Annotated in this window: 25 protein-coding genes; 18 read left to right on the forward strand and 7 right to left on the reverse strand. The window is 27.1% G+C overall.

Annotation, left to right across the window (positions count from 1 at the left end; genetic code table 11):
* Positions 1 to 88 precede the first annotated feature (88 nt).
* The 6 genes from lon (at position 89) to QOZ93_RS05230 (ending at position 5,903) form a co-directional block, all read left to right on the forward strand.
* A complete protein-coding gene (gene lon, locus QOZ93_RS05205) occupies positions 89 to 2,449 on the forward strand; it encodes an endopeptidase La (RefSeq protein ID WP_422723871.1) in 2,361 nt (786 codons plus the stop codon).
* On the forward strand, positions 2,439 to 3,032 hold the full coding sequence (gene yihA / locus QOZ93_RS05210) for a ribosome biogenesis GTP-binding protein YihA/YsxC (protein ID WP_307355396.1): 594 nt from the start codon (positions 2,439 to 2,441) through the stop codon (positions 3,030 to 3,032). The genes lon and yihA overlap by 11 nt, the downstream gene beginning before the upstream one ends.
* A 202-nt stretch (positions 3,033 to 3,234) precedes the next feature.
* Complete coding sequence (locus QOZ93_RS05215; protein ID WP_307355397.1) at positions 3,235 to 3,918, forward strand: hypothetical protein; 684 nt, start codon at positions 3,235 to 3,237, stop codon at positions 3,916 to 3,918.
* 52 nt (positions 3,919 to 3,970) lie between these two features.
* Positions 3,971 to 4,321 (forward strand): hypothetical protein, encoded by a 351-nt coding sequence (locus tag QOZ93_RS05220; RefSeq protein ID WP_307355398.1) that lies wholly within the window; start codon positions 3,971 to 3,973, stop codon positions 4,319 to 4,321.
* An 87-nt stretch (positions 4,322 to 4,408) separates the two neighbouring features.
* The gene (locus QOZ93_RS05225) at positions 4,409 to 4,744 is read left to right on the forward strand and encodes a hypothetical protein (protein ID WP_307355399.1); all 336 of its coding nucleotides are present in this window, start codon (positions 4,409 to 4,411) and stop codon (positions 4,742 to 4,744) included.
* A gap of 70 nt (positions 4,745 to 4,814) precedes the next feature.
* Complete coding sequence (locus tag QOZ93_RS05230) at positions 4,815 to 5,903, forward strand: hypothetical protein (RefSeq protein ID WP_307355400.1); 1,089 nt, start codon at positions 4,815 to 4,817, stop codon at positions 5,901 to 5,903.
* Here QOZ93_RS05230 and QOZ93_RS05235 read toward each other — a convergent pair.
* Together QOZ93_RS05235 and QOZ93_RS05240 are read right to left on the reverse strand one after the other, a co-directional pair.
* Positions 5,869 to 6,273, reverse strand: a complete 405-nt coding sequence (locus QOZ93_RS05235; protein ID WP_307355401.1) for a bactofilin family protein — start codon at positions 6,271 to 6,273, stop codon at positions 5,869 to 5,871. The two genes, QOZ93_RS05230 and QOZ93_RS05235, sit on opposite strands and share 35 nt — an antisense overlap.
* Positions 6,274 to 6,423: 150 nt before the next feature.
* Positions 6,424 to 7,350 (reverse strand): FG-GAP repeat domain-containing protein, encoded by a 927-nt coding sequence (locus tag QOZ93_RS05240; RefSeq protein WP_307355402.1) that lies wholly within the window; start codon positions 7,348 to 7,350, stop codon positions 6,424 to 6,426.
* A gap of 93 nt (positions 7,351 to 7,443) precedes the next feature.
* Between QOZ93_RS05240 and QOZ93_RS05245 the strand changes: the two genes are divergently transcribed.
* Positions 7,444 to 8,670 carry an ABC transporter substrate-binding protein gene (locus QOZ93_RS05245; RefSeq protein WP_307355403.1) on the forward strand — a complete coding sequence of 409 codons (1,227 nt, stop codon included), beginning with the start codon at positions 7,444 to 7,446 and terminating at the stop codon, positions 8,668 to 8,670.
* Positions 8,671 to 8,749: 79 nt separating this feature from the next.
* On the opposite strand, the gene perR is transcribed toward QOZ93_RS05245, so the two are convergent.
* The gene (gene perR, locus QOZ93_RS05250; protein WP_111941342.1) at positions 8,750 to 9,169 is read right to left on the reverse strand and encodes a transcriptional regulator PerR; all 420 of its coding nucleotides are present in this window, start codon (positions 9,167 to 9,169) and stop codon (positions 8,750 to 8,752) included.
* Between the two features lie 382 nt (positions 9,170 to 9,551).
* Here perR and QOZ93_RS05255 point away from each other — a divergent pair, with 382 nt between their 5' ends.
* The 5 genes from QOZ93_RS05255 (at position 9,552) to QOZ93_RS05275 (ending at position 13,837) form a co-directional block, all read left to right on the forward strand.
* A complete protein-coding gene (locus QOZ93_RS05255) occupies positions 9,552 to 10,580 on the forward strand; it encodes a phosphodiester glycosidase family protein (protein WP_307355404.1) in 1,029 nt (342 codons plus the stop codon).
* A gap of 11 nt (positions 10,581 to 10,591) precedes the next feature.
* Positions 10,592 to 11,662 carry a hypothetical protein gene (locus QOZ93_RS05260; RefSeq protein WP_307355405.1) on the forward strand — a complete coding sequence of 357 codons (1,071 nt, stop codon included), beginning with the start codon at positions 10,592 to 10,594 and terminating at the stop codon, positions 11,660 to 11,662.
* Positions 11,663 to 11,699: 37 nt separating this feature from the next.
* The gene (locus QOZ93_RS05265; RefSeq protein WP_307355406.1) at positions 11,700 to 12,353 is read left to right on the forward strand and encodes a site-2 protease family protein; all 654 of its coding nucleotides are present in this window, start codon (positions 11,700 to 11,702) and stop codon (positions 12,351 to 12,353) included.
* A gap of 160 nt (positions 12,354 to 12,513) precedes the next feature.
* The gene (gene trmB, locus QOZ93_RS05270; protein WP_307355465.1) at positions 12,514 to 13,149 is read left to right on the forward strand and encodes a tRNA (guanosine(46)-N7)-methyltransferase TrmB; all 636 of its coding nucleotides are present in this window, start codon (positions 12,514 to 12,516) and stop codon (positions 13,147 to 13,149) included.
* Between the two features lie 91 nt (positions 13,150 to 13,240).
* Positions 13,241 to 13,837 carry a DUF975 family protein gene (locus QOZ93_RS05275; RefSeq protein WP_307355407.1) on the forward strand — a complete coding sequence of 199 codons (597 nt, stop codon included), beginning with the start codon at positions 13,241 to 13,243 and terminating at the stop codon, positions 13,835 to 13,837.
* 75 nt (positions 13,838 to 13,912) lie between these two features.
* Here QOZ93_RS05275 and QOZ93_RS05280 read toward each other — a convergent pair whose 3' ends face one another.
* The gene (locus QOZ93_RS05280) at positions 13,913 to 15,715 is read right to left on the reverse strand and encodes a glycerophosphodiester phosphodiesterase (protein WP_307355408.1); all 1,803 of its coding nucleotides are present in this window, start codon (positions 15,713 to 15,715) and stop codon (positions 13,913 to 13,915) included.
* Between the two features lie 339 nt (positions 15,716 to 16,054).
* Here QOZ93_RS05280 and QOZ93_RS05285 point away from each other — a divergent pair, with 339 nt between their 5' ends.
* Positions 16,055 to 16,357 (forward strand): hypothetical protein, encoded by a 303-nt coding sequence (locus QOZ93_RS05285; RefSeq protein WP_307355409.1) that lies wholly within the window; start codon positions 16,055 to 16,057, stop codon positions 16,355 to 16,357.
* Between the two features lie 71 nt (positions 16,358 to 16,428).
* On the opposite strand, the gene QOZ93_RS05290 is transcribed toward QOZ93_RS05285, so the two are convergent.
* Positions 16,429 to 17,727 (reverse strand): L-cysteine desulfidase family protein, encoded by a 1,299-nt coding sequence (locus tag QOZ93_RS05290; RefSeq protein ID WP_307355410.1) that lies wholly within the window; start codon positions 17,725 to 17,727, stop codon positions 16,429 to 16,431.
* Positions 17,728 to 17,941: 214 nt separating this feature from the next.
* Positions 17,942 to 18,439, reverse strand: a complete 498-nt coding sequence (lepB, locus tag QOZ93_RS05295; RefSeq protein ID WP_111941362.1) for a signal peptidase I — start codon at positions 18,437 to 18,439, stop codon at positions 17,942 to 17,944.
* A gap of 346 nt (positions 18,440 to 18,785) precedes the next feature.
* Here lepB and QOZ93_RS05300 point away from each other — a divergent pair, with 346 nt between their 5' ends.
* Together QOZ93_RS05300 and QOZ93_RS05305 are read left to right on the forward strand one after the other, a co-directional pair.
* Entirely contained in the window at positions 18,786 to 19,514 is a 729-nt protein-coding gene (locus tag QOZ93_RS05300; RefSeq protein ID WP_307355411.1) for a DUF421 domain-containing protein, read from the forward strand.
* A gap of 15 nt (positions 19,515 to 19,529) precedes the next feature.
* A complete protein-coding gene (locus QOZ93_RS05305) occupies positions 19,530 to 19,895 on the forward strand; it encodes a DUF4363 family protein (RefSeq protein WP_307355412.1) in 366 nt (121 codons plus the stop codon).
* Between the two features lie 80 nt (positions 19,896 to 19,975).
* On the opposite strand, the gene QOZ93_RS05310 is transcribed toward QOZ93_RS05305, so the two are convergent.
* Complete coding sequence (locus QOZ93_RS05310; protein ID WP_307355413.1) at positions 19,976 to 20,440, reverse strand: C-GCAxxG-C-C family protein; 465 nt, start codon at positions 20,438 to 20,440, stop codon at positions 19,976 to 19,978.
* Positions 20,441 to 20,728: 288 nt separating this feature from the next.
* Here QOZ93_RS05310 and QOZ93_RS05315 point away from each other — a divergent pair, with 288 nt between their 5' ends.
* The 3 genes from QOZ93_RS05315 (at position 20,729) to QOZ93_RS05325 (ending at position 23,680) form a co-directional block, all read left to right on the forward strand.
* Positions 20,729 to 21,598, forward strand: a complete 870-nt coding sequence (locus QOZ93_RS05315; protein WP_307355414.1) for a cation diffusion facilitator family transporter — start codon at positions 20,729 to 20,731, stop codon at positions 21,596 to 21,598.
* Between the two features lie 317 nt (positions 21,599 to 21,915).
* Positions 21,916 to 22,953 (forward strand): ABC transporter substrate-binding protein, encoded by a 1,038-nt coding sequence (locus QOZ93_RS05320; protein ID WP_307355415.1) that lies wholly within the window; start codon positions 21,916 to 21,918, stop codon positions 22,951 to 22,953.
* Positions 22,925 to 23,680 (forward strand): ABC transporter permease, encoded by a 756-nt coding sequence (locus QOZ93_RS05325; RefSeq protein WP_307355416.1) that lies wholly within the window; start codon positions 22,925 to 22,927, stop codon positions 23,678 to 23,680. Before QOZ93_RS05320 ends, QOZ93_RS05325 begins: the two co-directional genes overlap by 29 nt.
* Positions 23,681 to 23,687: the final 7 nt, after the last annotated feature.

Here is a 23,687-nt window from a genome sequence, read left to right on the forward strand (position 1 = left end):
CAATGTATGAAAAAGATTTAAATATACTCTTCAATATAGATAAATAGTTTAGTTAATATAAATTAACTTAAAGTTAGGGGGAAGAGAATTGGATAAAGAACAAGTAAATGTAGAACAAAATGTGAATGAAAAAATTATAGCTATGATTCCTTTGAGAGGAATCACGGTATTTCCTAATATGGTTATTCATTTTGATGTAGGAAGAGATAAGTCTATAGCAGCTTTGGAAGATGCAATGATTAATGATCAAGAGATCTTCTTAGCTTCTCAAAAAAAGGCAAAAACAGAAAGTCCTGAAGAGAAAGATATATATAAGGTTGGGACAGTTTGTAGCATTAAACAACTTTTAAAATTACCAGGTGAAACTGTTAGGGTTTTGGTAGAAGGTAAATATAGAGCTAAAATTATCAAATATGAAAGCAATGAAGAGTTTTTTAAAGTACAAATAGAGCAAATAGAAGAAGAAATTTTAAAAGAAGAAAAAGACATGGAGGGAATTTTACGTTCGGTACAAGATGCTTTTGAGGAATACGTAAAATTATCAAGCTCAGTGTCTGTTGAATCTCTATTAAGTTTAGAAGAAATAGATGATCCTTCTAGATTTGCTGATAGTATAGCTTCTTATTTAGTATTAAAAGGTGAGGAAAAACAAGAGATTTTACAATTAAATAATGTATATAAAAGACTTGAAAAATTACTTTTAATAATTTTAAAGGAAAATGAAATTTTAAAGGTAGAAAAGAAAATAGGTCTTAAGGTAAAAAGTAAAATAGATAAATCTCAAAAAGAATATTTTTTAAGAGAACAACTTAAAGCCATTCAAGAAGAATTAGGTGAAGATGACGAAGAGAAAAAAGAAATTGAAGAGTATAATAAAAAAATCTCTAAAGGTAAGTTGCCAGCGGAAGTAAAGGAAAAAGCATTATATGAACTTAATAGATTAAAAAGTGCCGGAGGATATTCTTCAGAATCCGCTATTATTAAAACTTATTTAGATTGGGTCTTAGATCTTCCATGGAATAAACTTACTAAGGATAATCTAGAGATTAAAAAGGCAAGGGAAATATTAGATAAAGAACATTATGGACTTGAAGATGTTAAAGAAAGAGTTATTGAGTATTTAGCGGTCAAGAAAAAAAGTCCTAAATTAAGTGGTCCTATTCTATGTTTTGTTGGACCTCCAGGGGTAGGAAAAACTTCTATAGCTAAATCTATAGCTAAAGCCTTAAATAGAAACTTTATTAGAATGTCTTTAGGTGGAGTAAAAGATGAGGCCGAAATAAGAGGTCATAGAAGAACTTATGTAGGTGCAATACCAGGTAGAATTATATATGGTATGAAACAAGCTAAATCTAAAAATCCTTTATTTTTATTAGATGAAATAGATAAAATGAGTAGTGATTTTAGAGGAAATCCTGCAGATGCTTTATTAGAAGTTTTAGATGGAGAACAAAATGATACTTTTAGAGATCATTTCTTAGAATTAGATTTTGATCTTTCAAAAGTTATGTTTGTAACTACTGCTAATTCATTAGATACTATTCCAAGACCACTTTTGGATAGAATGGAAATAATAGAAGTTTCCGGATATACCTTTGATGAAAAGTTCTTTATAGCAAATAAACATTTAATTCCTAAAAAATTAGAGGAACATAGTGTTAATGATGGAAGTATAACATTTTCTAATGCATCTATTAGAACTATTATCGAAAATTATACAAGGGAATCTGGAGTTAGAACACTAGAAAGACAAATTGCCTCTATTATTAGAAAAGCTATTACAGAATTAATTGAAAAAGATAAAAAGAAAATAAGTATTACTGTAAATCATATTAAGAAATATCTAGGACCTGAAATTTTTAAATATGATGAGATAGATAAAGAAGATAAAGTTGGAGTTGTTACAGGACTTGCATGGACTGCTTATGGTGGAGATACCCTACCAATTGAAGTTAGTGTAATGGAGGGTAATGGAAAACTACAGTTAACAGGACAATTAGGGGATGTAATGCAAGAATCTGCAAAAACAGCCTATAGTTATGTTAGGGCACATGCAAAAGATTTTGATATAAAACAAGAATTTTATAAAGATAAGGATATTCACGTTCATGTACCTGAAGGTGCTGTTCCTAAAGATGGACCATCAGCAGGTGTTACTATGGTTACGGCTTTAGTATCTGCATTAAGTGGCAAAAAGGTTAAACATAATGTTGCTATGACAGGAGAAGTAACTTTAGTAGGTAGAGTTTTACCTATAGGTGGATTAAAAGAAAAGTCCCTTGCTGCATACAGAATGGGTATAGAGACTATAATAATTCCTAAAGATAATGAAAAGGATCTTAAAAAGATTCCGGCTTGTGTAAAAAATAGGATAGAATTTATAGTAGCAAGTGATGTGCATGATGTTATAAAAAATGCATTAGTTGGAGAGATGAAAAATGAGAATTAAACAAGCGGAATTTGTATGTTCAGCAGTAAAAACTAATCAATATCCAGATTTGGATACATTTGAAGTGGCTTTTGTAGGAAGATCTAATGTAGGAAAATCTTCTTTAATAAACACATTAACCAATAGAAGGAAATTAGTTAAAGTTAGTGGTGTTCCAGGTAAAACTAGATTAATAAACTTTTTTTTAATAAATGGAAAGTATTTTTTTGTAGACCTACCTGGATATGGATATGCCAAAGTATCTAAAAGTGAGAAGGAAAAATGGGGAAAAATTATGGAGGAATATCTTATTAAGAGAGAAAACCTTAAAAAGATAATTATTCTTGTAGATAGTAGACATAAGCCAACTGGTGATGATGTACTTATGTATAACTGGGTAAAACATTATGAATACGAGCCTATAATAGTAGCCACTAAGGTAGATAAACTAAGTAAAAATGAAATATCTAAAAATTTTAAAGTTATAAAAGAGACTTTAGGCTTAACTAAAGCTGAAAAAGTATATCCTTTTTCAGCTTTAAAAAAGGTAGGCGTAGATGAAGTAATAGATAAGATTTTTGAAGGTATAGAAGTAGAAGAATAAAATGTTTTTAATATCAGCTTTCTTAAGTTAATTAAACTTAAGAAGGCTTTTTTTTTCAACTTTTTATATTTTGTGTGTCAAAAAAATATTATAAGAATAGTATATAGTATAACGATTGAAAAGAAAGTAATGAACAAGAGAAATTAAAAATATTGAAACTTGAAAATTGAATATGGAAAAACTTCTGAAAGGAGGAAGTGAGATGGACATCAACGGCTTAATGAATCAATTTATGTCTAATGGTGGAAACTTCGATGCAAATTCAATAAACGATTTCCTTGGGAAATGCTGTGGTCCAGGTGGTTTTGGTAGTGGAATAGGATTATTCTTTATTCTAATACTTTTACTACTATGTTTTGGATGCGGCAATGGAGGATCTCCATTTGGTAACTTCTTTGGCGGCGGATGTTGCGGAAATAATGGAGTAAACCAAGGAAATAATTCTGATCAACAATGCTATAATTGTTGCTGTGATCCTTATGGTAATTGCTATTGTGAACCTTGCTCTGATTGTAGTTCTGATTGTTGCTGTGATTGTTGTTGTGATCCTTGGGATTGTTGCTCTAAAAAACAACGTAAAAAATTAAAAAAAGCTTATAAAAACTATAAGAAATGTTTATGTGAATGTTCTTGCGATCCTTATTATGACTGTTGTGATTGTTGCTGTAATTGTTGCTGTAATCAATGTTGTTCAAATGCTCAACCTCAAAATATACCCCAAAATAATTGTGGATGCGGATTCGGACCATTCGGCTCAGGAGGATGTGGAGGAGGTGGATTCTGGATATTTATTTTATTCTTAATCCTTATATTCTTTTGTTTTTCCGGGGGCGGATTATTAGGAAGTTGTTTAGGTGGTAAAGGATGTAATCAAGGAACTTGTTAACTGTAACTAACACAAATAATAAATAATATATGATAAATAGGGAGGATTTTATATGTCAAGATGTCGTTGTAAATGTAAAAGATACTGTTGTTGTGAGCCAAGTTATATGATGGAACCAGCATATGTTCAACCAAATTATGTTATGCCAGCTTACACAGAACCATCTTATATGGTTCCAAGTAATTGTGGAAGAAGGGATATGTGTAAAAGTGGATGCAGTTTTTCATGCTTAATAATCTTAATCTTAATCTTACTTGTATTTTCTTGCCAAGGTAACAATGGATATGGATTGTTAGGTGGAGGAGATAACTGTGGAGGATTATGTGGAGGAAATTTAATAGATAAAGGAATAATCTTCATAGTAGCATTGTATTATTTATCTTGTAACTCACCTTGCGCTTAATATAGAAATTCTATGTAATAGCAATATCAAATAGTTTTTAGAATAAAATAAAGTGAAAATTCTTAAATATATGAGAGGGGTGTTCTTATGTCAAGACATTGTTGTTGTAGGTGTAAAACCAAAAGACCAAGTATGTGCTGTATGCCTGTAATGCAAGCTCCAGTAGCACAAAGACGAAATGCTTGTTCAAGTGGATGTAGTTTTCCTTGCTTAATAATCTTAATTTTAATCTTACTTCAATTTGGAGGTAATAGATTTTTAGGAGGATATGGAGGAAATAATTGTAACTGCACATCAAACAATTGTGATGATGAATCAAACATGTGTAGTAACAATACTAACAAATGTGGATTTGGTATAGATAGTGGTATTTTATTTATTATAGCATTATACTATTTATCTTGCTGCAGTCCATGTGCTTAATCTAAAAAGTTTTTTAAGAGAAGGGGCTTATAGAGAGCCCCTCTTTCTTTAGAAAGTGAGGGGTGATAAAATGTCAAAGCATAGAAAGCGTAGGAGACGTGAAGAAAAAAATGATATGTATGAACAAAGTTCTATGCCCAATATGAATATGTATAATAATGGTATGAACAATAACATAAATAATGGAATGAATGAACAAAGTTCTATGTATAATACGGAAAATAGTAATTTAAATGGCAATTCAGAGATGAATAACAATATGGGATCCACAATGAATAATGGAATGAATAACAATATGGGCGGTATGGGTAATGGAATAAATAATAGCATGGGTCAAGATATGAATTCAGGAAATATGATGAATAATTTTATGAATGCCATAAATTCATTAGGTGGAACAAATTATAATCAAGGAATGAATAATAATATGAATAGTAACATGGGAACTTCTATGAATAATAACCCTATTACGAATTTGTTTCAAAGTTTAGCTCAAAATCCATTATTTCAGATTTTAACTAACATAGATTTTAATCTTTTATCTAAAGTGCTTTTAGGTAATAGAAATAATATGAAAAATAACGTAAATAACAATAATAACAATAATAACAATAATAACAATACGGTAAATAACGAATCAAGTAAAAAAGTAGAAGATACTATAAAAGATGTATTAAAAAATCTTAACGAGAGTGAGATTACGATGTTAATCAAGAACGTTGATCCTAAAGAAATAGACTCTATATTAGAAAAACTTAATTTAAATAAAGATTCAAATTTGCAAAAAGAAAATAATAAAAATGAAGTTAAAGAAGCTGCAGATAGTATAAATAGTTCTAAAATAATAAATGAATATGAAGATAGTAGTACTATAGAAATAGCAGAAAAACCTTATGAAGCTTCTCTTATATTAAATATTGTAGATTCTCTCCTAAAACAGGAGGATACAGAATTTCTTGATAAAGTAATAGCTATTTATAAAGACGAAGATTATGAAGAAGAATGTGAATCCATAGATGCTGAAGAAGTATCTATGGAAGAAGAAAACATGCCAGTGGATATAGATGATATAGCTCTTGAAGCTGAAGAAGTTCATATAATGTTAGCTGATGAAGATGATAAGATTACTTCTCTTCAAGAGAAAGGGGAGAAACTATAGATTCAACCTGTTCTTTTTCATAGTTCATAGAACAATTCCCTTCAAAGATTCCACCATCATCTACAATAAGTTTATCAGCTATTATGTCACCTTCAATATGACCAGTAGATTTAATGCTAAGGGTATTTTGACAGGTGACATTACCTTTTACTTTACCGCTAATTAAGGCAGTATTACAAGTTATATTTCCATTACACAAAGAAGTTTCACCAATAATGACAGTATCATTCCAAATTATATCTCCCTCAATATTTCCTTCCACTTTTATAGTATCAGAACCTTTAATTGTTCCATGGATAGTGCATTGGGCACCTATTAAGGTTTGAAACTTAATTATGGGTTGCTGAACTTTTTTTTCGTTATTAAACATACATAAACCTCCTTATATTTTAACATAAAATAAATTTGAATAAAAATATGGAAAAGGGGAAGTATACTAATGAAAACTCTTGAGGTTTTCTCATAGAATAAAATTAACCCCCCATATCCCCCTAAAGGATCGCACTATAGCGGTCCTTTTTTAATCTATTAAATTTTGTTTATTAAAATAATATATTTTATAAAAGTCTTTATCCTTATTTTTAATTTTTCTAAGTTTAAGAGTAAACGTAATATTTTTTTCTTCTTCATCATTTTTACATTTAAAATTTAATATCCACTGAATGTTTTCTATATTACCTTTAGTGTCACATTTTATATCTTCAAAAATTCCATCTTGAAATTTAAAAGAATAACCACTATTCTTCAGTTCGAAAATAGGATTGATTAAAGGTTCCTCCAAAGAACTTACTACATTTTCCTTAAGAGAATCTGAGCCTAACATAAAACTTATAAAATTTTTTATAGTAGCTTTCCCTAAAAAGTTTTCTGGATAATTTACATTAAATCCAGTTGCTTTGTTATTAATTATAATATAATTTTTTAAGTATAATTCATCATTATAAAAATTTCCTGATAATATTTTAGGGGTTTTATTATTAGTTAAATCCATGAAGCCAATTAAGTTATTTTTATTACTAAGTATATCCTCAAAATCATTAATATTCCATGAAAAGATGTGTTGAATAGCATCGCTTTCTTCACCACTTTGAAGAATTATTTCAGGAATATTATCTCTATTTAAATCTTTTATGGTAATTCTCATAGGCCAAGATTTTGAATATGTTCCTAAAGTCTTTAAGTTTTTATTAGCATCTAATTGATAACTTTTATTTTTAGTATTTATTTGAATATAATATTTATTGCTTTCAAGGTCTTTTTTTATATATAAAATATCTTTAACTCCATCACCATCAAAATCCTTTTGAATTATTTTATTATCATCCACTAAATTAAAAGTAGCTTTACTTTTATTGTCTTCTTTATGTTTTATGGTTATACCGAGTAATAAAAATAAAACTATCATTGCTATAAAACCCTTATTATGAAAAAATTTCTTTAATTTCATGCAAATCACCTCTAAATAATTATATGTTACATATATATATTTAATTAATATTGGAAGAATAAAAATAAGTAATATTTTAAGGTGGTGAATCCTGTGAAGAAAAACAAGGTAATGATTTCTTTATTTTTGATATGTTTATTAAGTATAAATTTTGTTTCTTGTATAGGAAAAAAGAAAGAACAGAATAATGGAACTTTAGATGTATATGTAGATATACAAGATAGGCATTCTCTTAAAATTGTTGATTTTTTAATTAAAAGTTTTGAGGAAAAGAATCAAAACATAAAGATAAATATGGTTAATCCTATGAATAAAGACAAGAATATAATGCAAACTATTGACTCAGGTAAAAATGTAGATTTAATTATAAGCAACATGCAAAATGTATTGTTTTTAGAAAATAAGGGGTTAATTTCTGACTTTACTCAACAGTATAATAATTTTATAAATGATAAGTACTATCAAGTTTATATTTCCTATAGTAAGATAGGTGGAATGCCTTATGGAATAGGAATAACCCCATATACTATAGAATTAGCATATAATAAAGATGAATGTAAAAAGTTAATAGGTAAGGAACCTAAAGATGTAAATGATTATTTATTACTTTTAAAAAGTTGTAAGGATAAAGGTATAAAAATTCCTTATCTTTTAAATGAAGATCTAGATATAGGAGAAGTGTTATTTGGAATTTTTAATGGTGATAATGTAAAACAAGAGGAATTAATAAATAATTATAGTGATAAAATTGAGGATTATGCTAAAATAAAAGGGTTTGATGAAACATTTAAAGCTTTGGATAAATATATTAAATCTGGATATATAAGCGAAAGTTCTTTTGAAAAGATGGATGAGAAGGATATAGATAAGTTTATAGGCGGAAAAAGTCCTATTTTGATAACTACGTCTTTTTTTAGTAATAAGTTAAATAAAGGCAATATAAGTTTATTAAAAGAAATGGGAATGATGGGAGAAAGAAAAATCTTAATACCTGTTTATATGAATAGTTTTATATGTGGTTTAGAACAAGGTACAAATAAGGATCAGAAAGATAAATTTATAGAGTATATAATAAGTGAAGAAGTACAAAAACAACTGGTCGAAAATGGATATATAACTGCCAATAAAGCTGCAAATAAGAAATTCACGGGAACAAGTGGAGAAATAGTAGAGCATTTATATGGGGCTAATGCAACTAATATAATTTATAAAGGAAACGTTACAGTGGAAGTTGATAAAAAAGTTAAAGAAATTTTAGATAAAATTTTAAAGGGACAATATAGTGAAAATATGTGGAAAAATAGTTTGATAAAAAAATAAGATAATAAAAAATAAACTACTTTTTATGATTGGTAAACTTTACTTTTATCATAGCTAAGTAGTTTATTTTAATTATAAATTAAGATTTATTTTTACTACACTGTGGACAAATTCCGTAAAAATACACTTGGTTTGATAGTATTTTATAGTCAGTATATTGTTTTGCATCGATATTTAAATGGTTAAACTCGATATTATCGATATCATCTACTTTTCCGCAATTTAAGCATTGAATATGTGGATGTGATATAACATTGGCATCATATCTAAAGTTACCTTCACCTACATTTAATTCCTGTACTAAATTAACCTCAACTAGTGTTTTTAATGCTTTATATACTGTAGCTAGGCTCATAGTTGGATAATCTTCATGTAAAGCTTTATATATAGTTTCTGCAGAAGGATGTTCTTTAGTAGATTTTAAATATTTGTACACAGCTATCCTTTGAGGAGTAAGTTTTAATTTTTTTTCCTTAAATACATTAGAAATATTATTCATATTCACCATCCTATACAGTAATAATTTTTATTACCTACTTATTTATATTTTATAATAAAAATTTTTCGGTGTCAAAAATGTTTGGTGGATGTATATGAAAAAATATCCACTAAGTTTTTGAAATAATTTTTTTAAAACTATTTAATTTTACAATAAATTGAAGTAAAGTGCAATTAAAATGATGTATTATTAAAGAATACATATTTATGGAATTCTTAAATATATGTATCTATATAAATGCTATTATTAAAAATATCTTAAATTTGTTATATACTAATGAAAAATGCTATAGATTTATGGTATAATTTTTCACGTTGAGAATTACAAGATAAATAGCAAAAGTCATGAAAAATAAAGAAAGGTTAAAGGCGAGGTGGCATACTTGCAGATTAATAAAGATAAAAAAGGAAAAAAGAAGGGTATAATTAAAAAAGCACTTATATTTGTATTTTTTCAAATAATGGCAATTTTAATTACGGGACCAACCTTAATATATTGTGGCCCATTTCAACATTTAAAAAGCATAGTAGCACAAAGTGCATATACATCTTCAAGTTTTGTGTTTCTTACAAAAATGTATATGTCAGATGCTAGTATAAATAAGATGATGGGAAATGATAATGATGCTAAAAATGCATTTATAAGTAATAGTAAAGGAAATTTAGTTAAAATAAAAAAGAGTAAAAGTAGTGATGTAGATTTATTAGAAGTAAAGGGAAGAAAGTTCAAGGGACTTGCGATTGTAGTAGATGACCCTAAAAGACTTAAAACAGGATATACAGACAAATTAAAAAAAGAGGGTCAAAGTACTAGTGAAATAGCTAAAGAAAATGATGCCTTTGCTGCTATTAATGGTGGAGGATTTTTTACAAGTGATGATTCTAGTGAGGTTGCATGGACAGGAGCAGGAGGGACTCCTAAAGGGGTTATTATATCTAATGGAGAGTTAATTTTTGCTGATAGTCTAGATTATGATAAAAAAAATGACGTTGCAGCTTTTACAGATAAAGGAGAGTTATTAGTTGGTCTTTATAGTTATAATGAACTTAAAGATAAAAAAGTTAAAGAAGCAATCTGTTTTGGACCGGCTCTTTTAATTAATGGTAAGAAGACTGTTTTAGGTGATTATGGTGGCTGGGGAATAGCACCAAGAACTGCTGTAGGACAAAAAAGAGATGGTTCGGTGGTATTATTAGTTTTAGAAGGAAGAAAATTAAATAGTGTAGGAGCTACATTAGAGGATGTTCAGGATATAATGTTAAAATTAGGAGTGGTTAATGCTACTAATTTAGATGGAGGATATTCTACAACAATGTATTATGGTGGGCAAGTTATAAATAAACCTTACAATGTTTTAGGTGAAAGAGCCGTACCAACAATTCTTTATGTAGAAAAGAAGAAAAAAAAGTAAGGTGATTAAAAATGAAAATAGCAAAAAATATATTAATTTGGGTTGCCGTGGCTTTAATAATTCAGCTACCTATTTATTATTTGGCCGATAGATATATTATGATAAAAGAAAACATAAGAATTTATAAAAAAGATTTAAGTGTAGTTGAAGATAAAATGACTAGAAGCATAAATCTACCTATAAAAGGAAAGTGGAAAAACGTTGACATATCCTATAATGGGAAATACATAAGTTATAAAGAAAATAATGTTTTAAATATACAAAATATGGATAATAATGAAAGAATACAAATACCATTTAAAGATGGGCAGCAACTTGCATATTATAGCTGGATACCTCAAAGAGATAGAATGCTAATAATAGAAAAAGAAGTAAAAGGAAAAGAGGCAGTATTTTCTATAAATTATTATGATGCTGTTAATAAAGAAAAAATAAGGGTAAAGGATATATCGCATGAAGAAAATCCAGCTTATATAAATGATGTAGAGATTTCATTATTAACTGGTATAATATATGTTAATATTGTACATAAAGGGGATAGAAGTAGTCTTTATAGAATAGATATATCAGAAAATATTTTTGCAATTGATACAAAAGAATATTTTATAGATAAACTTTGTTTAGTAGCTAGTAAGGATAGACTGTTATATGAAGATAAATTGTATGATAAGATATTTTATTTAGATTTCCCATCTAATGAAGGAAAAGAGATTAAAATAAAAGGGGAAGATCAATTAGCACTGTTGGGTTGTGATGAAGAAGGAATAGTGTATATAGGAGGTCTTGAAAATGGTAAGGTTAAAAATATATATTATGGAAGAGGCGATGAAGAGTTAGATTCATTTAAAGTTATAAATTTAGACACCTTTGTTGAGGAGAAAAATGTATATGTAAATAATAAAGGTGGTATTTACTTAGTAGATAAATTAGAAAATACAATAATTTTTATCAATGGACGTATACAAACACTTACTCACTTAGATGGAGAATTTATTGATTTTTATAATCAAGGATATATTTATAAAGATACTAAAACTAATACAATCAAAAATGAATTTTTAGGGCAATCTGGACACAATTAAATATAGCTCCTAAAAATAAAAGAAGGAGGGGTAAGATTTGACGGCTAAATTGCTTTCACTAATTATTAGTATACCAGGTATATTGATTGCTTTTTCAGTACATGAATATGCACATGCTAAGATGGCTTATAAATTAGGAGATTCTACACCTAAGTTTCAAGGGAGATTAACCTTAAATCCAATTGCACATGTAGATATTATTGGTTTTTTAATGATTTTAATTATGAATTTTGGATGGGCAAAACCAGTAGAGATTAATAAAAAAGCTTTTAAGAACCCTAGAAGAGATGATTTAAAAGTCTCTATAGCAGGACCTTTAGCAAACTTAATTACCGGTATTATAATAATGGCTATAATAGTTATATTAAATAAAATTTTTAACATAAATAATGCGACAACACCATATATATTATTTTTAAATATATTAGTTACTGCTGCAGAATTGAATATATTATTATTTTTCTTAAATCTTGTTCCTATACCAGGATTTGATGGATATCATATATTAGGTGATTTATTTCCAAAACTAAGTAATGATTTATCAGCTAAATTTGAAGCTTATTGGATATTTATCTTTATTTTTCTTATGATACCAATACCTTTTTTAGGAAACTCAGTGTTTTATTATATAGTACATTTACCGACAGTTAAATTTTTGAGTTTACTAAGTAAGTTCTTTGCTATGATTTAACTGGAATATAAAGTATATTATGGATAACTTGTAAAATATCTTTGATGTTTTGCAAGTTATTTTTTATTTATTTTCAATGAACTTTTGTGTTTACAAAAGAGGCATACTAATGCATAATATAATAGTATTAAAAGAGGGAAACCAAGGAGGAATAAAAGTTATGAGACTTAGAAAAAATTGGTCAGCTAGACCTCAAATGGAGGCTAGTCCGTTCTGTATATATAATCCATACGAATTAAAAGGAAAATGGCATGAGGTTTTTGGAAACAATAACGAAATTCATTTAGAATTAGGTTGTGGAAGAGGAACTTTTATATGTGAGATGGCAAAAAGAAATCCAAATAAAAATTTTATTGCAGTTGATTTAAAAGATGAAGTTTTGATATATGTACTTAGAAAAATTGAACAAGAAGAATTAGAAAATGTAAGAATTATGCCATTAAATATAATGCTTATAAAAGACGTTTTTGAGGAAGAGGAGATAAGCAATATTTACTTGAATTTTTCAACACCATGGCCAAAAGATAGACATAATAAAAGAAGATTAAGTTATCCTACTTTTCTTCAGATATATAAAAAGTTCCTAAAAAAAGATGGATCAATAAGACTCAAAACAGATAATAGAATGTTTTTTGAGGATTCTATAGAATATTTTAAAAAGGAACAGTTTAAAATAATATTTGAAACTTTTGATTTACATAATAGTGAGTATAAAGATGAGAACATAGTAACAGAATATGAAGATAAATTTTCTAAAATGGGAATGAATATTATGTTTTTAATAGCTCAGTATTAATATAAGAGACAAGTATAAATAAAAATAGTATAGACTAACAAAAGGTTATACTATAAAAAATTACTAGCAATTTATGGAGGCAAAAACTAACATGCAGACAAATTCTGAGATTAGAGGTTATGCAAGATATCGTCTTAAAGGGAATTGGGGAAATGCAATTTTAGTATTTATAATTTTTTCCGTTATTACCGGTGTTACAGCAATGATACCGTTTTTAGGTTGGGCAGCAGGCATTGTAATATTTGGACCTATGCTTTTTGGAATTAACGGTTTCTATTTAAGGCTTATAAAAGGAGAACCTATATCTATAGAAAATATTTTTTTCGGTTTTGAAAGATGTTTTGGAGGTTCATTAATAGCAAGTATTTTAATAGCTATTTATACATTTTTGTGGACATTGCTATTTGTAATTCCAGGAATAATAAAATCATTAAGTTATTCACAAGTTTATTTTATACTTAATGATAATCCTGATATGAGCGCCAATCAAGCTATAACTTTAAGTAGACAAATGATGAATGGATATAAAGGCAAACTTTTAATGCTTCATTTAAGTTTTATTGGCTGGGCAATATTATGTACTTTGACTTTTGGAATAGGTTATTTATGGTTAACACCATATATTCACACTTCTTTAGCTAAATTTTACGAGGAGATAAAGAATAATAATCAAATAGAATCAGAATAGTAATATAAAATTATAATACTTTAAAAAGTAAAGAAACACTATTACATATCTTATATAATAGTGTTTCTTTTATCTTTATTTTAAAACATCATCTAAACGTTCTTCTTTTTTTCTATCATTTAATAAATTTCTCATTAATTTAGGATAATTTGTAATTATATTATCAACTTTCATGTCTATTAAAGAGTTTGCATCAGTTTCATCATCTACAGTCCAAACATGTACTTGCCTTCCAAGATTATGTGCTCTTTTTACAAAGGCTTTAGTAACATTAGTTCTTTCTATACTATAAAAATCAACATCCATGGAAGAAAGATTTCCTAATGCTACAAACATAATATACCCTATTTTTATATTAGGATTTAATTTTCTAACCTCTTTTAATACATCGTAATCTAAAGAAGTTACAACACATTGGTCAATAAAGTTTTCTTTTTCAATTAAGTTTACTACAGATGTAACTAAATTTTTCTCATGTCCATTTAACTTAATTTCTATATTTAACTTAATTTTATTTTTTGAAAGTTTAATAGCTTCTTCTAAAGTAGGAAATTTTTCACCTTTAAAAACAGGTGAAAAATTACTTCCAACATCATATGTCTTTATTTCTTTTAATGTTACATCATATACATTTTTATCTATATTAGCTATTCGCTTAAAATTTGAATCATGGGTTAGCACTAGTTTTCCATCCTTGGTCTCTTGTACATCTATTTCAGCAAAATCTGCATTAACATCGATGGCGGACTTTATGGCACTTAAGGTGTTTTCTGGGGCAACAGAAGAGTTGCCCCTATGAGCAGTTATTTGCGTATTGTTTTTTAAGTCTTGGGAATAAAACAATATGGAAACTATTAAGAATAAAAAACAAGTAAGAAACAATATAAGAATTCTAAATAAAGGTTTATTTTTTTTTATCTTTTGTAAGGTTAAATCTTTTTCAATTAGAAAACTTGGATGTAAATTATAATAATTACTATGATGTTTTGAAATATGAAAATATAATCGAGTAATTACTATAACGGTTAAAGGTGTAGTAAATAAAGAAAATATTATTAAAAATGAGCTTTGTAGAGTGCTATAAAGAGATAGAATATTAATAGATGATAAAGAGCTCGGACCTATTTTAAAGATTAAAATAGGTATACTTATAGAAAATATAACCATCAATAACATACTAATAATAAATACAATAATATGAATAAAAATAATTATTGAAGAAATATATATATATTTGCCTTTTGAAATTTTTTTACTTGTTTTTATAGATTCAGTAAAAGATTTTCCTTCTATTATGGATATATGTAGGGCAAATAACCATCTTATTAAAAAAAAGTAAGACGCAACAAATAAAATAATTAATAGTATACTACCTAAAGTACTTTCTTCCAAAGCATTTAATATATAATTAGGAATAGTCAAGGAGCTAATGAAGCTTGAATTAAGCCCTAAATTTAATAGAGGAACTAAAACTAATATATATAAAAGTATTTTTAAAGAACCTATACTAAATATTTTGGGTAAATTTTGTATTGAACCTATGAAAGCCCTTTTTAAATTAGGTTTTATTCCAAAATATATGTCACGAGATATTATAATTAAGGTACCCAGTTCTAAAATAATAGATGCACTAGCAATAATAATTAATACCAATATACATAAGAAACCAGGAATACTTTTGGAAAAATTCAGTAGATCTCCATTAGTTATAAAACTTCTTCCACTTAATGATAAAAAATAATTTATTAAAATGGACATAAGCGGTAGAACAAAAAAGGATGTTATAAGTTTAAACATACCTTCAAATTTCAAATTTATATAAAAACTTCTTCTAAAATCGGAAAAAGAATTTTTTATAATTTTAAAAAACGAATTCAATATATAGCACCTGCCTATCTTTTCAAATATAAATAATAATAATTATATATCTAAAATCTTAATTTATTGTTAAATTTTCATTTTATTTATCATAAAACTTAAAATTATTTAGTATAATTACTTATTATATTAATCCATTGGATAAAGTTAGTCTTAGAAAGTTGTCTTTATTTACAATATATGCATAGTAAATAAAAACAATGTATTAAGTTTTCATAAAAAAATAATCAAAATTTGTTATATGAAATTAGTAGCAATTTTATAGGTTTATAAATATAATAGATATAATATACTTTGAAATTGAGAAATTACTATAGAGAAAAGGGGTTTAATAGCATTATGAATATTTTTTGGATATTTATTGGAGCATTTATAGCAATATTAGGTTGCATAATTAATAGTTTTAAATGGGGAGTAGTTACGATATTAGATGAAAATGCCCAAAAAGGTAATAAGAGAAATGAAAAGGTATTCTCCAAATGGATAGGCGCTAATTTAATAATGACAGGTGGTATAGTAGTTATACTGTCACTTATAGGAATAGTGTTAAAAATTAATTCTACATTATTAGTAGTAGTTGCATTAATAATAAGTGTTTTGAAAATATTTACGGGATGGAGAAGTTTTCAACCTAAGAAATAAGATAAAGAGACAAGTATTTAGAACTTTGAATATAGTTTTAAATACTTGTCTCTTATGGATTTAAGTAAATTTTAACATTTTTTAGATGTCATAATATCTAAGATTAGATTATCGGTTTCTTTCATACCTTCCGAACCAATTTTAGCAAGGTTTTTAATGGTTTCTTCAATATTGTCATTAATAATTCCATCTTGACAAGAAATTTCTATATTATCCATTGCAAGCAGTGCGGATTGCATAGCGGCACTAACCCCTGTAGAAACTTTAAGTGCACAGCCAGTCTTTGCACCATCACAAATCATTCCCACAATATTTCCAGCCATGTTTTTTATGGCGTATTTAATTTTTTTCAAATCGCCACCTAATAAATAAACTATACCTGCACTAGCACCGGAAGCAGATACTACACATCCACAAAGTGCAGATAATCTTCCAAGATAGGATTTTATATGAATAGCGATTAAATTAGCCAAGGCAAGAGCACGAATTTGTGTTTCTTTAGAAACTTTTAGTTTTTCACAAACAGCAACAACAGGTAACATAACGGTAAGACCCTGATTACCACTTCCAGAATTACTCATAACAGGCAACATACAACCAGCCATTCTAGCATCAGAAGCACCTGCAGTTAAAGCCATGGCATAGTTTTGGATATCATCACCAATAAGACCGGATTTCATTTTAGAATAAATTGTTTTCCCGACTTTTAATCCATAATCGTTAGTAATTCCTTCTACACCTATTTTTTTATTCATTTCAGCTCCATCTAAAAGAAAACTAATTTTGTTATGGTCTACATTCATAACGAAGTCGTAAATTTCATCAATGTTAGTATGTTGAATTTCTTCGGTGCAACAACATTGCTGCTCTTTTTTTGAATCTTCTATTTCATTATTAACTATAAGTTTATTATTTAATTTTACTGATACTATATTTGAGTGATTATCTTTAATTATAGTTGTACATTTTCCATTAATACCATTACAAGTAACTTCTACATATAGTTTATTTGGTACTTTTTTAGGTAATACAGTTACTTTATTTTCTTTTAAAAGTTGTTTTGATTTATATATATCTTCTTTATTTATATTTTTTAAAACTTCTAAGCCAGCTTTAGAATTTCCACCTATACAACCTAAAGCGGCTGCAATATTAAGTCCGACCATACCTGTGCCAGGGATACCTACTCCCATACCATTTTTTAAAATATTATTACTTACATATACTTCTATATTATCGATTAATCCACCTAAGGTTTCACTAGATTTGCTAGCTGCAAGTGCAACAGCAATAGGTTCTGTACAACCAAGAGCAGGAACTATTTCTTTAGTTAAAAGTTGTATAAAATAGTTTTCATTATGTGTTTTCATAATACCCATCCTTTCAAATAAAAAATAACTTGTAATGTTAAAAAATATACAATCTATAAAATCATTATAAGCCAAATTAAATAGTTATAAAAGTAAAAAAATAAAATTATAGTAATATATTTAAAAAAATATAGGATGAATACAGAAGTTTACATAAGTTGTTTGAAAAAAATAGAAAACAAATTGAAAATTCTAAAAACAACACATTTTAAAATCAATGAAAGTAAAATACTTTTCCTACTATTGAATCAACAGGATATAAACCTTCCTCTCTACTATCATAAGAAGAATTTCTGTTATCTCCCATGAAAAATATTTTATCTTTAGGAATTTTCAAATTTAAGTTTTTATTGTTAATCATTGTTTCCTTTATATAAGGTTCACTTAAAAGTTTTCCATTTCTATAGACTTTGTTATCATTTATTTCTATAAAGTCTCCAGGTATTCCTATAAGTCTTTTTACAAGTAAGTTTCTTTTATCAGTTTTATCCGTTTTTAAAATGACAATATCTCCAGGTTTTGGTGAATCTATTTTAGTATAAAGTTTGTTAACAAATAAAATTCCTTTATGATGCAAGGTATTATCCATTGAATGACCATCTACTATAGAGATCATAAAAATTTTGCTTAGTAAAAATCCACAGAAACCTCCTATAAAAATGGGAATAAGTAAAGACTTATAAATCTTTTTCTTGTTTTGTATTTTTTTCATATATAACTCCCCTTTAGAATAAATTTCTAGATTACTTATATGTATAAGTAAATAATTTCATAAAGTTAAAAAGTAGTGTAAAGAGTTGAAATAGTTTTGTATATTAAGTATAAAGTATGGTTATCTTGTGGAATAAAATTACAAATTATCAATATTATTAACAAATAATATAAAGTTAATCATAAATTTAAAAAGATTTTATAATATTAATATGAAAGTTAAGAAGAATAGTTACTTAAAATTATGTAATAAGTTAAAGGCGTTTGATATAAATTTATCTCGTATAATTTTAAAAAGTTAGGAGAATATATTATGGAGTGCTAACTTTATAAAGGAGATGAAAAATATGAATGAGGCTCTAGTAGTTTTGGTAAGATCGATTATTGGGTTTTTTTCACTTATAATTTTTGCTAGGGTATTAGGAAAACAGCAAATAAGTCAACTTACATTTTTCGATTATGTACTTGGCATAACAATAGGTTCTACAGCCTCTACATTGACAACCGATTTATCAACAAGAGCGTGGCCACACTGGGTAGGTTTACTTACTTGGTGTTTACTAGGATATTTAATGCAATTTATTACTCTAAGATGGAGATTTACGGCTAAGTATATAGATGGGCAACCAATAGTAGTTATTATGGATGGAAAGATTATGGAAGAACATTTAAAAAAAATAAGATATAGAATGTCTGATATAATGGAACAACTTAGAAGTAAAGGGGTGTTTGATTTAAATGAAGTCCAATGCGCAATTTTAGAGTCCGATGGGGAATTATCTATTTTAAAGAAACCAGAGAATAATCCAGTTACTTTAAAAGATCTTAAACTTAAACCAGAAAAAGATGGTATTAATATAGAATTAATATATGATGGTCAAATTGTAGAACAAAATTTAAAAAATTTAAAAAAAGATAATCAATGGTTAAAGAATGAATTAAGAAAAAGAGGAATAAAAAATCATGAGGATGTTTTTTTAGCAACTGTTAATCCTAAAGGAGATATTTACGTAGATACATACAAAGATAAAATAAAAAAACTTATTGATATTGGTGATTATAAAGGACCGTATTAAAAAAGAGGTGATCTTATGAGAAAGTTTTTAACTATATTTTTACCTGTATTTTCTTTAATAATCTTTGTATTGCTTATGATAGGCGCCCCACTTTTAAAAAAACCTTGGGGTATGGATGATAAAGTAATGGAATATGTGGATAACACCATTAAATATGCTAGTGAGGAGCAATGGGATAAAGCGAAGAGTGAAGTAGAAAAAATAGAAAATGGGTGGAGTAAGGTCATAAAACGAGTTCAATACGCATCTGAATTAGGGGAGGTTGATGATATTTATAATAATATAGCTAGGGTTAGAGGTGGAGTACAGGCTAAAGATAAAGGGATTGTATTAAGTTCATTATATGAAATAAAAGAAAATTGGAAAGGTCTAGGCGAATAATATATTAATCAAAGACTTAAATTATAATATAGTAGAAAAAGGACAAGAAAATTTTTAATATATGCTTGTCCTTTTCTTTTCTATTTTATGTTCAATTCAATATTATCATCTAAAAGTATTTTGGTTATATAATAGGCTACTTCACCGGTTAATTTCATACAGTGATTTTTACGATTTGACTTATTATCTTTAAAATCTTTTGTTAACACACGACAACAGGTACTATTATAAGTACTTTTCATATAATGATGTAATGCAGCAGCCTTTGGAAGCATTTTTTCGTTCATTTTTTCGCCATAACATCTACCATATACTAGCCCAAGAGACATAACTCCACCACTAATTGATCCGCATAAGCATCCAGTAGCGCCAACACCGGCTGCAAATCCAGAAGATAATTTTATAATTTCATTTGGTTGAGGATTAGGTAATAAATCATTAATAGTTTTTAATACAACCTCCGAACAAAATAATTCTTCTTTTTTAAAGTATTCCTCAGCAATGTTTCTAACAATTTCTGACTTTTCTTCTATAGTTTTTGACATAAAATCACCTCAATTATAATTTGATATATTAATTATATACTAATAAGGAAAAATAAGCTAAAAAGATTAACATATAAACAATTTCAATAATATATGAAAAATTATAGAATAAAAAGAAAAATATGAGGTTAATTATAAATTGTGGAAGATTATCTTTATCAAATGATAATATAAATCATAAATAAAAATTGTTGACACATTGAAATATAATGCATATACTGATAATATGTTATTTAATACTATTATCAATTAACAATCTAAATTCTCAATGATAAGGGGATGTGTTATATGAATAATGAAGAAAGATTAGCAATTGGAAATAAAATTTCTTATGTAACAATAATAGGTAATATTTTTTTATCTCTAATAAAATTTATAGCAGGAATAGTGGGAAAAAGCTCTGCTATGTTAGCTGATTCAATACATTCACTGTCGGATGTATTAAGTACCGTGGCGGTTTTAATTGGATTAAGATTTTCAGCAAAACCTGCAGATGAGGATCATCCTTATGGACATGAAAAGCTGGAGGCAATTACAAGTAAGATTTTAGCTGCATTATTATTTTGTACAGGCATTTTTATAGGAGTAGAAGCTATAAAAATTATATTTAGTGGAAACTATATAATTCCCCAAAAGATAGCTATTTATGCTGCTGTATTATCTATTTTAACTAAAGAATGGATGTATAGGTATACTATGAAAGGGGCAAAAAAAATAAAAAGTACAGCCTTAGAAGCAGATGCATGGCATCACCGTTCTGATGCATTATCGTCTATAGGAAGTCTTGTTGGAATTGTAGGTGCACGATTAGGAATTCCTATTCTAGATCCATTAGCTTCTTTAATAATATGTGTATTGATTTTAAAAGTTGCATTTGATATATATAGAAATTCTATAAATCAACTTGTAGACAAAGCAGCGGATAAAGAAACTATTGAGGCTATAAGAAATGAAATAGAATTTATAGAAGATGTGGAAAGAATTGATGAATTAAAGACAAGGATACACGGAAATAGAATTTATGTAGATGTTGAAATATCTGTGAATAAACATTATTCTTTAACTAAGGCTCATAACGTAGCAGAAGCTGTGCATAGGAAAATAGAAAAGTTAGACGGTAGAATAATCCATTGCATGGTACATGTAAATCCATATTAATATAATAAGGTTTTTAAATAAAGATGATTTATTTTATGAAGTATTTAATGTATAACTTGTAAAATATAATATAAAATATATTTTGTAATATAAAGGAAATATATTTTACTATTAAGATTTTGCAAGTTTTTTATATTTTTGTGTTTATTTATAGTTTGTATCATAAATAGAGTGTAATTTGTGTTTTAAAAGGTCATAATTCCAATATTTGAAAATGAATTTGATAAAATTTTAATTAATATATAATATATTGAATTATATAAAAAAGTGGTATAGTATTAAAACAGATATGAATTCATGAATAGGGGGCTAATTGTATGAAAAAGAAAATCATTTCTATATTATGCATTTTTATGTTGATTTTTAGTTTAAATATTGCTGTTGGATGTTCAGGTAAGAATGAAACTAATAAAAAAGAAACTAATACAGAAGTTAAAAAGGAAAAAAATAATACGGTAAAAGAAGAAAATAAAGAAAAGATAAAAATAGGAACTTTAAAAGGTCCTACCGGTATAAGTATGGTAAAACTCATGGATGAACAAAATAATAAGTATGATATAAGAATTTTTGATTCACCGGATCAGATAGTTGCTAAGATTGTTAATGGGGAATTAGATGGAGCAGCAGTACCTTCGAATTTAGCAGCAGTTTTATATAACAAAACTAAAGGAAATGTAAAGTTAGCGTGTGTAAATACTTTAGGAATGTTATATGTAGTTGAAAATGGAGATACTATTAAAAATATAAGTGATTTGAGGGGAAAAACAATTTACTCTAGTGGAAAAGGCGCTACACCTGAATATATTTTAAATTATATTTTGGCTAAAAATAATATAGATAAAGAAAAAGATATAGATATTCAGTATATGAATCAACATAGTGATTTATCAGCAGCATTAGCATCAAAAAAAGCTAATATTGCCATACTTCCAGAACCTTTTGTTACAGTTACTAAGGTCAAAGACAAAAATTTAAAAGTATCACTTGATTTAACAAAAGAATGGGAAAAGGTTTCAGATAAAAATAGTAAATTAGCAATGGGAACAATAGTATTTAGAAAAAATTTTATAGATAAAAATGAAAAAAATCTAGATAAGTTTTTAGAGGATTATAAGAACTCAATAGAATTTGTGAATAATAATACAGTAAAAGCGGCAGAACTAACTGAAAAGTATGGAATAATTGCAAAAGCTAAAATAGCAGAAAAGGCTATACCAAAATGTAATATAGTATTTTTAAATGCACAAGAATCAAAGGAACACTTAAATAATTTTTATGATGTATTGTTAAAAAACAACCCTAAATCCATTGGAGGAAAACTTCCAAATGAAGATTTTTACTACAAGGGTAAGTAAAAAGGTAGGGATTCTAATGTTTTGGTTATTAATTTGGGAGGGTTTATCTCTCCTTATTAATAACCAAATTTTATTACCACAACCTTTAAGTGTTTTAATAACTTTAAGTAAACTAATATTTGAAAAGTATTTTTGGAAAAGTGTTCTTTTAAGTATAATAAGAGTTATTTTAGGGGTTTTAACTTCTATTATTTTAGGTATTATTTTAGGAATATTTTCAGGAGTAAATATATTTTTGGAAGAGATTTTAGATCCGTTTATAACAGCAGTTAAAGCAACTCCTGTTATGTCTATAATAATAATTGCCTTAGTATGGTTCAATTCTAATAGTGTACCTATTTTTACAACAATTCTAATGTGTTTTCCGATGATTTATACAAATGTACTTCAAGGAATAAAGTCTGTAGATAAGAATTTAATTAGTATGGCTAAGCTGTATAAGGTAAGAAAAATCTATATTTTAAAGCAAATATATTTTCCTTGGATTATGCCATACATATATTCAGGAATACTTATGTGTCTTGGGGTTGGATGGAAGGTTTCAGTAGCATCGGAAGTGTTAAGTACACCTAAATTTTCAATAGGGTTAAATATATTAAGTTCTAAATCAAATTTAGATACAGAAGAACTGTTTGCATGGACTATTATAGTTGTTTTGTTAAGCCTAATATTAGAGAATGTGTTTAAAAAATATGTTAATAAAAGGACTAGAATAAATATTAGATGACGATTTC

It is taken from the genome of Hathewaya limosa (assembly GCF_030815255.1).
Lineage (GTDB): Bacteria > Bacillota > Clostridia > Clostridiales > Clostridiaceae > Hathewaya > Hathewaya limosa.

Coding starts and splice junctions, on each gene's coding strand:
- yihA (WP_307355396.1), top strand. CDS start 2,439: ATGAGAATTAAACAAGCGGAATTTGTATGTTCAGCAGTAAAAACTAAT.
- QOZ93_RS05215 (WP_307355397.1), top strand. CDS start 3,235: ATGGACATCAACGGCTTAATGAATCAATTTATGTCTAATGGTGGAAAC.
- QOZ93_RS05220 (WP_307355398.1), top strand. CDS start 3,971: ATGTCAAGATGTCGTTGTAAATGTAAAAGATACTGTTGTTGTGAGCCA.
- QOZ93_RS05225 (WP_307355399.1), top strand. CDS start 4,409: ATGTCAAGACATTGTTGTTGTAGGTGTAAAACCAAAAGACCAAGTATG.
- QOZ93_RS05230 (WP_307355400.1), top strand. CDS start 4,815: ATGTCAAAGCATAGAAAGCGTAGGAGACGTGAAGAAAAAAATGATATG.
- QOZ93_RS05235 (WP_307355401.1), bottom strand. CDS start 6,273: ATGTTTAATAACGAAAAAAAAGTTCAGCAACCCATAATTAAGTTTCAA.
- QOZ93_RS05240 (WP_307355402.1), bottom strand. CDS start 7,350: ATGAAATTAAAGAAATTTTTTCATAATAAGGGTTTTATAGCAATGATA.
- perR (WP_111941342.1), bottom strand. CDS start 9,169: ATGAATAATATTTCTAATGTATTTAAGGAAAAAAAATTAAAACTTACT.
- QOZ93_RS05260 (WP_307355405.1), top strand. CDS start 10,592: ATGAAAATAGCAAAAAATATATTAATTTGGGTTGCCGTGGCTTTAATA.
- trmB (WP_307355465.1), top strand. CDS start 12,514: ATGAGACTTAGAAAAAATTGGTCAGCTAGACCTCAAATGGAGGCTAGT.
- QOZ93_RS05275 (WP_307355407.1), top strand. CDS start 13,241: ATGCAGACAAATTCTGAGATTAGAGGTTATGCAAGATATCGTCTTAAA.
- QOZ93_RS05285 (WP_307355409.1), top strand. CDS start 16,055: ATGAATATTTTTTGGATATTTATTGGAGCATTTATAGCAATATTAGGT.
- QOZ93_RS05290 (WP_307355410.1), bottom strand. CDS start 17,727: ATGAAAACACATAATGAAAACTATTTTATACAACTTTTAACTAAAGAA.
- lepB (WP_111941362.1), bottom strand. CDS start 18,439: ATGAAAAAAATACAAAACAAGAAAAAGATTTATAAGTCTTTACTTATT.
- QOZ93_RS05300 (WP_307355411.1), top strand. CDS start 18,786: ATGAATGAGGCTCTAGTAGTTTTGGTAAGATCGATTATTGGGTTTTTT.
- QOZ93_RS05305 (WP_307355412.1), top strand. CDS start 19,530: ATGAGAAAGTTTTTAACTATATTTTTACCTGTATTTTCTTTAATAATC.
- QOZ93_RS05310 (WP_307355413.1), bottom strand. CDS start 20,440: ATGTCAAAAACTATAGAAGAAAAGTCAGAAATTGTTAGAAACATTGCT.
- QOZ93_RS05315 (WP_307355414.1), top strand. CDS start 20,729: ATGAATAATGAAGAAAGATTAGCAATTGGAAATAAAATTTCTTATGTA.
- QOZ93_RS05320 (WP_307355415.1), top strand. CDS start 21,916: ATGAAAAAGAAAATCATTTCTATATTATGCATTTTTATGTTGATTTTT.
- QOZ93_RS05325 (WP_307355416.1), top strand. CDS start 22,925: ATGAAGATTTTTACTACAAGGGTAAGTAAAAAGGTAGGGATTCTAATG.